The sequence below is a fragment of the Amycolatopsis sp. NPDC089917 genome (genome assembly GCF_040684635.1).
Lineage (GTDB): Bacteria > Actinomycetota > Actinomycetes > Mycobacteriales > Pseudonocardiaceae > Amycolatopsis.
In genome coordinates, this window is the sequence record NZ_JBFBGL010000001.1 from 426,523 (window position 1) to 434,605 (window position 8,083).

An 8,083-nucleotide genomic window follows, 5' to 3' on the forward strand; every position below is an offset into this window, starting at 1 on the left:
GCGGGAGTTACGGTGGCCTGGTGACGATCACCGGGTTCTTCTCCTCTTTCGAAACGGGTGATCCACAGCCGGTGGATCCGGCCTTGCGGGTCGGCACCGGGCCGGGGTCGTCGCCGACCGCGAAGACAGGTGCCGGGTTCACCGGCGCACACGCCCTTCGCTACGAGAACACGCTGCGCGCGACGATGTTCGAAGTGGACATCGAGGTCACCGGCCGCCTGGAACTGTCCTATGTGGTCTTCCCGGAGGCCGAAGCCGACGCCGTGCCCAGCTACCGCAGCACGTTCGTGGCGCTGGACCTCGAGTTCGCGGACGGGACGTCCGCCGGGTTCGGCGCGGTGGAGCAGGGCCTGGACAAGACGCTGTACGTGGACCAGTGGAACCTGGTGCGCCGCGGGCTCGGCGGGTTCGCCGGACGGCGGATCGCCCGGATCGTCCTGGTCAGCGAACCGCCGGACGGCCCGAGCGCGGGCTGGGTGGACGACGTCCGGATCACCGAGCGCGCGACCGGGACCCTCGACCCGGTCGACCACGTCCGCACCACCCGCGGCACGCATTCCAGCGACAAGTTCTCGCGGGGCAACAACTTCCCCGCGACCGCGGTCCCGCACGGCTTCAACTTCTGGACCCCGGTCACCGACGCGGGCGTCACGAACTGGCTCTACAGCTACCACCGGCACAACGACGCCGAGAACCGCCCGGCGCTGCAGGCGTTCGCGCTGTCGCATCAGCCGAGTCCGTGGATGGGCGACCGGCACACCTTCCAGGTGATGCCGGGGATCGGCACGGTCGAGGCGTCCCGCGAACGTCGCGCGCTCGCGTTCTCCCACGACGACGAGATCGACCGGCCGCATCACTACGGCGTCCGGTTCGCCAACGGCGTCACCACCGACATCGCCCCGGCGGATCACGCGGCCCTGTTCCGGTTCACTTTCCCGGGTGACCGCGGCTGGCTGCTGTTCGACAACGCCCGCAACCGGGGCGGTCTGCGACTCGACGCGGCGAAAGGCGTGGTCAGCGGCCACACCTGGGTGCGCAGCAGGCTGTCGGCCGGGGCACGGCGGATGTTCGTCCACGCCGAGTTCGACGTCCCGGCCGAACGCGGCGGGAAGATCCGCCGCCCGGTCTGGCGCACGGTGACCGGGTTCCTGGAGTTCGGGGCCGGTGAGGTGACGATGCGGATCGCGACGTCGCTGATCAGCCTCGCGCAGGCGAAACGGAACCTCGACCTGGAGATCCCCGCCGGCACGAGCTTCGAGCAGGTCCGCGGCCGGGCCCGCGCGCGGTGGGCCGAGGTGCTGGACCGTGTCGAGATCGAGGGAGCGACCGAGGACCAGCGGACGACGTTCTACTCCAACCTCTACCGCCTGTTCCTGTACCCGAACTCCGCGCACGAGGACACGCCGAAAGGCGTCCGGCACGCGAGCCCGGTCATCCGCCGGTTCTGGCCCAGCACACGCACGAGGACCGGCGCGAAGGTCGTCGACGGCGAGATGTACGTCAACAACGGCTTCTGGGACACCTACCGCACCACGTGGCCGGCGTACGCCCTGCTCACCCCGGAGCGGTGCGGGCGGATGATCGACGGGTTCGTCCGCCAGTACCGCGAAGGCGGCTGGATCTCGCGCTGGTCCTCCCCCGGCTACGCCAACCTCATGACCGGCACCAGTTCCGACGTGGCGTTCGCTGACGCGTACCTCAAGGGCGTACGCGGGTTCGACGTCGAGGCGGCGTACGAAGCGGGGTTGAAGAACGCGACGGTGACGCCGCCCGGGCAGAGCGTCGGCCGTAAAGGTCTGCACGAGTCGATCTTCCTCGGGTTCACGCCGACGTCGGTCCACGAAGGCCTGTCGTGGGCGCTGGAGGGCTGCGTCAACGACTTCGGCCTGGCCAATCTCGCCGAGGCGCTCGGCCATCACGACGACGCCGCGTACTTCCGGCAGCGCGCGCAGCAGTACGCGAATCACTTCGACCCGCTGATCGGGTTCTTCCAGGGCCGCAACCGTGACGGCAGCCGCCATTTCGCGGCCGCGGGTTACGACCCCGAGGCGTGGGGCGGCGACTTCACCGAGACGAACTCCTGGAACACCGCCTTCTCCGTTCCGCACGATGGCGCGGGGCTCGCCGCGCTGCACGGCGGCACCGAGGCCCTGGAGTCCAAACTGGACACGTTCTTCGCGACTCCGGAGACCGGGCGCAAACCGGGTTCCTACGGCGGGCTGATCCATGAGATGACCGAGGCCCGCGACGTCCGGATGGGACAGTACGGGCATTCCAACCAGCCTTCGCACCACATTCCGTGGATCTACAACTTCGCCGGCGCGCCCTCGAAGACCCAGCGGATCGTGCGGGAGGTCCTGCGGCGGCTCTACGTCGGGAGCGACCTCGGTCAGGGCTATCCGGGCGACGAGGACAACGGTGAGATGTCCGCCTGGTACGTCTTCGGCGCGCTCGGGTTCTACCCGCTGACGATGGGCAGCCCCGAGTACGCGATCGGCTCGCCGCTGTTCACGAAGGCGACCGTCCGCCTGGAGAACGGGAAGGACCTGGTCGTCAAGGCGACCGGCAACACGGAGAATGCCGTGTACGTCCAAGGGCTGACGATCGACGGTCAGCCGCACCAGAGCAGCACGCTCCCGCATTCCGCGCTGGCCGGCGGCGCGGTGCTGGAGTTCACGATGGGCGAGCAGCCGTCGGACTGGGGCCGCTCCCCCGCCGAGCCCACCGCCCCGCGCCCGCTCACGGACATCACGGTGGGTGCCGGTGCCCTGTTCGACGACACCACCAAGACCGAGGTCACCTTCCCCGAGCGCGAACCCGTCATCGATTTCCCGGTCGAGGACGCTTCCCGCGAGGTCGTGATGTACACGCTGACCTCGGGAAGCCGCCGGGGCGATCCGCGGTCGTGGGTGCTGGAGGGGTCCGACGACGGCGAGCACTGGACGCTGCTGGACCAGCGTGAGGGCGAGACGTTCCGGTGGCGCCGTCAGACGCGGCCGTTCGCCCTCGCCGAGCCCGCACGGCACGCCCGATACCGTCTTCGCGTCACCTCGTCCACCGCCCGGCGGGTCACCCTCGCCCAAGGAGAGCTGCTCGCCCGATGATCTCCCGCATCACCCAGGCCACGACCGATCGTCTGGTCGCCTCCGATCCCGGCCTGGTCCGGCTCCGGCTCGCCTTCTCGGCCGTGCTCAGCATCGTCGTCGCGGTGCTGGCCATCCTGCCGTTCCACCAGCCGCTCACGGTCACGCTCGTCGCCGCGATCGCCGCGATGACGTCCGCCTTCACCGTCAACGACGAGACGCCGGGCAAGCAGGCGGTGACGCTGCTGCTGGGTCTGGTGCTCGGCGCGACGTCGCTCACCGCGGCCAGCGTGGGTTCGGCGGTGCCTCCGCTGGACAGTGTCGTGTTCGTCCTGTTGATCTTCGTCGCGGTCTACGCCCAGCGGTTCGGTTCGCGCGGGATCGCACTGGGCTCGCTGTCGTTCTTCCTGTTCTTCTTCGCGATGTTCCTGCAGACGCATCTGAAGCAGGTCCCGGCGCTGCTGCTGGCGCTGACGATCGGGATCGCGGCCAACGCGGTGGTCCGGTTCGTCCTGGTGCGCAGGCACACCGACGCGGAGTTCCTCCGGATCCGGCGGGCGTTCCGGGCACGGCTCGCCGCGGTGGTGCGGGCGGCCGAGGACCACCTCGCCGTCGGCGGCAGCGAGCGCACCCGCAAACGGCTCCGGACGACGAACGCCCGCATGCACGAGTCGGTGCTGCTCATCGAGGACACCGCACCCGAGGTGACCGGCGCGGACTCGGCGAACCGGCTCCGCCGTCGCGCGATCGAGGTCGAGCTGGCGGTGCAATGGCTGACGATCACCGTGCAGCGCACCTGTGCCGAGGACCTCGACGAGGACGTCCGCGACGATCTGATCGCGCGGATGCGGCGGTTCCGGTCGCTGATCGAACGCGATCCGCGGGAGCTGCCGCTGATCAGCGAGACCGAAGAGTTCAGCAAGATGCTCGTGGAAGGCAGCCGGATCGACGAGCACGCCGCGCCCGGTGACGGCGTCCGCCGCGCGCTCGCCGAACTCGCGCTGGCCGATGTGCGGGCGCAGCGGGTCGCCGAGCACGACGTCTCCGAGGCCCTCGACGCCACCGACGATCCCGAGGATCCCGACGAGGAGAAGTCGGCGGCGTTCGCCTACGACAACCAGACGCGCAGTGCCATCCAGGCCGTGGTCGGCGGCGGGCTCGCCGTGCTCGGCGGGGAGCTGGTGTCGAGCCAGCGGTGGTACTGGGCGGTGCTGACGGTGTTCGTGGTGTTCATCGGCTCGTCGACCGCGGGGGCGACGTTCGTCAAGGGTGTCCGGCGGCTCGGCGGGACGCTGATCGGGATCGTGGGCGGGCTGCTGCTGGCGCTGCTCGTGTCGGGCAGCGCGCCGGCGACGCTGGCGCTGATCCTGGTGTGCGTGTTCGGCATGGTCTACATGGCGCGGGTGTCGCAGGTGATCATGGCGTTCTTCATCACCAGCATGCTCGGCTTGCTCTACAGCCTGCTGGGGACGTTCAGTATCGAGGTGCTCTGGATCCGGGTCGCGGAGACCGCGGTGGGCGCGGCCGCCGGGGTGCTGGCGGCGGTGGTGATCGTGCCGGTGCGCACGCGCGCGGTGATGCTGGACGACGTCTCGGCGTTGCTGGACGAGCTGGACGAGTTCGTCGAGAAGACCGCGGGCCTGTTGTCCGGTGCGGAGAACGTGAGCGTCATCGAGAAGTCGCGTGATCTGGACCGGGCGGTGGACAAGGTCCGCACGACGATCGAGCCGCTCACCCATCCGGTGAATCTCAGCAGCCGTCGTGACTACGGCTGGCACGTGCTCACGACGGTGGAGACGATCGCCTTCCGCGCCCGGCACGTCGCGGCGCGGTCGCAGGCCGGGCTGCTGGTGAACGAGGCGGATCGGCTGCTGCTGTACACCGGGCGGATCCGGGCGAACATCGCGATGCTGCGGAAGGCGATCGGCGATCCCGGTGGTTCGGGGCACGGGACGCTGGTCCGGGACGACGGGACGCCGGTGGCGGACCGGATCGACGATCCTCGGGCGCGTTCGGTGCTGACCAGCCTCGGGCATCTCGACGAGACGGTGATCGCGCTGGGCCGCGCGTTCGGGGTGGAGGCCGCGGATCCGGCGCCGTCCGGGAAAGGGTGACGGCCTTCTTCGTCGAAGTTCGAAGAAGGCCGCCGCCTCGGTGATCAGTTCTTCGGCTTGGGACAGGTCTTCCAGGAGAAGTGGTAGGTGGTCTTGATGGAGCCGTCGGTCGAGTCCATGGTGACGAAACTGGTGGTCTTCTTCGGGTCGGAAGTGCCGACCGCGGCCCGCAACTCCGTATTGATGTTGAAGTTCCGGTCCTCACCGCAGGGTTTGTAGACGATGGCGCCGACCTCGATGTTGTCGGTGAACTGCCAGTTGTCCTCCAACGGCCCCTTGAGGTTGTGGCTCACGTAGGACGTCGGGGAATTGCCCTGGAAATAGTAGTTGGCTCGTTCGAGCCCGGTGGCGCCCGCGGCCAAGGAGGCGAATCCGCGGTAGTCGGTGCCCGCGATGCCGTAGGTGAATCCCTGCGGAACGTGGACGTAGAGGTTGAGCTGGCAGTTCTTGCGCAGGTCGGTCGGTTTCGCGCCGAGGCCGACCTGGGCGGTGTACTCGCTGTAGGTGACGGTGAACGCGGTGTTGTCCGGTGACACGGAAATAGCCGCGGTACCGGGTCTGCATCCGGTGCCGTTGATCGTGACGACGTCGATGACTATCTTGTCGGACGGCAGAGGCGGCGGCACCCAGCCGTTCGGCGTGACGACCGACGAGAGAAGCGTCACGGCGGCAACCAGCACGTTGAGCATGAGATCCTTCCCAAAGCTTCCACGCGGCGGGAACTGGGTGTATTCGATTTCAGCGAGACGATTTTTTCCCGGCCACCCGCCGATCGGACGAAAACGGATTCGGTCACCGGAAACCGGGGTGACCGCGGAAAACAGGGTCGTCGAGAAGACTCGCCGCCGCCGGGCAGGGCGACGACGAGCCGCGAGATCCTCGTACAGGGCGGCCAAGGCCCTGACCAGGCACGGGTGGGACGGCCTTCTTCCGGGCCGGGAATCAGGCCGTCACCCTGGGGACGATGTCAGGAGCCCGGGCAGACCTTCCACGAGAAGTGATACGTGGTCCTGAACGCGCCGTCGGTCGAATCCATCGTGATGAAACTGGTGGTCTTCTTCGGGTCCGACGAACCCGCGGCGACCCGCAGTTCCGTGTTCACGTTCAGATTCCGGTCCTCGCCGCACGGTTTGTAGATGATGACGCCGCCCTCGGCTTCGTCACGGAATTGCCAGTCGTCCGACAACGGACCGTTGACGGGGTGGCTCACCTGCGCGGTCGGGGAATTGCCCTGGAAATAGTAATTCGCCCGCTGCAGCGCCTTGGCGCCCGCTTCGAGCGAAGCGAAACCGCGATAATCGGCGCTGGCGATACCGTAGGTGAATCCCTGCGGCACGTGGATGTTGAGATTCAGCTGACAGTTCTTCCTGAAGTCGGTGGGCTTCGCGCCGACCCCGACTTGTGCGGTGTATTCGCTGTAGGTCACGGTGAAGGCACTGTTGTCCCTGGCGACGGCGACCGCGGACGAACCCGGCGGGCAACCGGAGCCGTTCACCGTGACCACGTCGATGACAACGCGGTCGGGCGGCGGTCCCGGCGGCGGCGACCAGCTATTCGATGTTATTATCGACGAGAAAAGTGATACGGCGGCAACCACTGCATTGAGCATGGGGTCCTTCCCAAAACTTCCACACGGGGGGCGGGGAACTGGGCGGACTCATGCTAGCGAAACGATCCCGGCGATGCCGCCCGCCGATCGGACGAAACCGTCCCGGCAATCGGTTCATGAAATTATATTATGGTCTGTAACCGTTTTCCGGGGTCGACGGAAACACCGCCGGCCCCGGAAAACACCATTCGTTTCGCACGATATGGAAATTGTCTTCGCGCTGCACGCGGTTGACGATTCCCGGGAGACGGGCGGATTCAGGCGGAGACCAGGCTCGCGGCCTCGCCGAGCACCGCCACCGCCTCCGATCGCCACGGTCCGGCGGTGATCACGGCCACGTGGTCCAGCCCCCAGGACGCGAACTCGGCGCACCGGCGGGCGAAGTCCTTCGCGGACTCCCCCGGCGCCAGCCTGGTCGCGATGGTCTTCTCGATCTCCTCGACGGGCCGTCCGACGTCGGCGCAGTGGCGGGCGAGGACGTCCAGGTGCCCGCGGACGGTTTTGCCGCCGTCGGGGACGTCGAAGAGATTGCACGCGTCGGCGTACTCGGCGACCAGGCGCAGGGTCCGTTTCGGGCCGGTTCCGCCGATGAGCACTCGCGGCCGCCGCACGGGCGGCGGGTTGTTCACCGGCCGTTCGAGCCGGTAGTGCCGTCCGATGAACGCGGAGGTGTCGCCATCCCACATCCGGCGGGCGATCAGGAGGGTCTCCTCCAGTCGCTCGAAGCGTTCGGCGACCGGCGGCATCGACAACCCCATCGCGCGCGCCTCGTCCTCCTGGTAGCCCGCGCCGATCCCCAGCCAGGCGCGGCCACGCGACAGGACGTCCAGCGTGGTGACGGCTTTCACCAGCAGCGCGGGCGCGCGGAAGGTGGCGGCGCTGACCATCGTGCCGAGTTTGATCCGGGACGTCGCCGAGGCGAGGAAACCCAGGGTCGTGTACGCCTCCAGCATTTCGGAGTCCGCAGCGCTGCCCGGCGCGGTCTGCAGGAGGTGGTCGGCCACCCAGAGGGTATCGAGGCCGGTCGCGTCGGCCACGCGGGCGACCTCGGCGAGGTTGTCGACCAGCCCGGCCTGTCCACCGGGCCAGGAGAAGTCGGTGACGCTGACACTGATTCTCACGGTTTCACATCCTTGTTCGAGTAATGGGGCGCTGAAGCGCTTGAGGACAGGCGGACTGGTGGCCGGAGTGGTCCGGCAGCGATCACCCCCGGGTGTCGCGAAAGCCACTTTCGCTCGTCCCGCGCGTACCACTCCAGCAGGGTCTCGATGCCGAAC

The 8,083-nt window shown here is 68.3% G+C and carries 5 protein-coding genes; 2 read left to right on the forward strand and 3 right to left on the reverse strand.

Translation table 11 applies throughout. The features are described from left to right. Nucleotides 1–20: 20 nt before the first annotated feature. Both AB0N89_RS02080 and AB0N89_RS02085 read left to right on the forward strand, forming a co-directional pair. Nucleotides 21–3,104: a GH92 family glycosyl hydrolase gene (locus tag AB0N89_RS02080; RefSeq protein WP_364199235.1), complete on the forward strand. Its 3,084-nt coding sequence runs from the start codon at nucleotides 21–23 to the stop codon at nucleotides 3,102–3,104. Next, a complete protein-coding gene (locus AB0N89_RS02085) occupies nucleotides 3,101–5,197 on the forward strand; it encodes an FUSC family protein (RefSeq protein ID WP_364199237.1) in 2,097 nt (698 codons plus the stop codon). The genes AB0N89_RS02080 and AB0N89_RS02085 overlap by 4 nt, the downstream gene beginning before the upstream one ends. Nucleotides 5,198–5,241: 44 nt before the next feature. Here the strand turns inward: AB0N89_RS02085 and AB0N89_RS02090 are convergent, their stop codons facing one another. From AB0N89_RS02090 to AB0N89_RS02100, 3 genes are all read right to left on the reverse strand, one after another. Next, the gene (locus AB0N89_RS02090) at nucleotides 5,242–5,886 is read right to left on the reverse strand and encodes a DUF4360 domain-containing protein (RefSeq protein ID WP_364199239.1); all 645 of its coding nucleotides are present in this window, start codon (nucleotides 5,884–5,886) and stop codon (nucleotides 5,242–5,244) included. Between the two features lie 278 nt (nucleotides 5,887–6,164). Further along, a complete protein-coding gene (locus tag AB0N89_RS02095; RefSeq protein WP_364199241.1) occupies nucleotides 6,165–6,806 on the reverse strand; it encodes a DUF4360 domain-containing protein in 642 nt (213 codons plus the stop codon). A 257-nt stretch (nucleotides 6,807–7,063) separates the two neighbouring features. Next, the gene (locus AB0N89_RS02100; RefSeq protein WP_364199243.1) at nucleotides 7,064–7,927 is read right to left on the reverse strand and encodes an LLM class F420-dependent oxidoreductase; all 864 of its coding nucleotides are present in this window, start codon (nucleotides 7,925–7,927) and stop codon (nucleotides 7,064–7,066) included. Nucleotides 7,928–8,083 lie beyond the last annotated feature (156 nt).

Coding starts and splice junctions, on each gene's coding strand:
- AB0N89_RS02085 (WP_364199237.1), top strand. CDS start 3,101: ATGATCTCCCGCATCACCCAGGCCACGACCGATCGTCTGGTCGCCTCC.
- AB0N89_RS02090 (WP_364199239.1), bottom strand. CDS start 5,886: ATGCTCAACGTGCTGGTTGCCGCCGTGACGCTTCTCTCGTCGGTCGTC.
- AB0N89_RS02095 (WP_364199241.1), bottom strand. CDS start 6,806: ATGCTCAATGCAGTGGTTGCCGCCGTATCACTTTTCTCGTCGATAATA.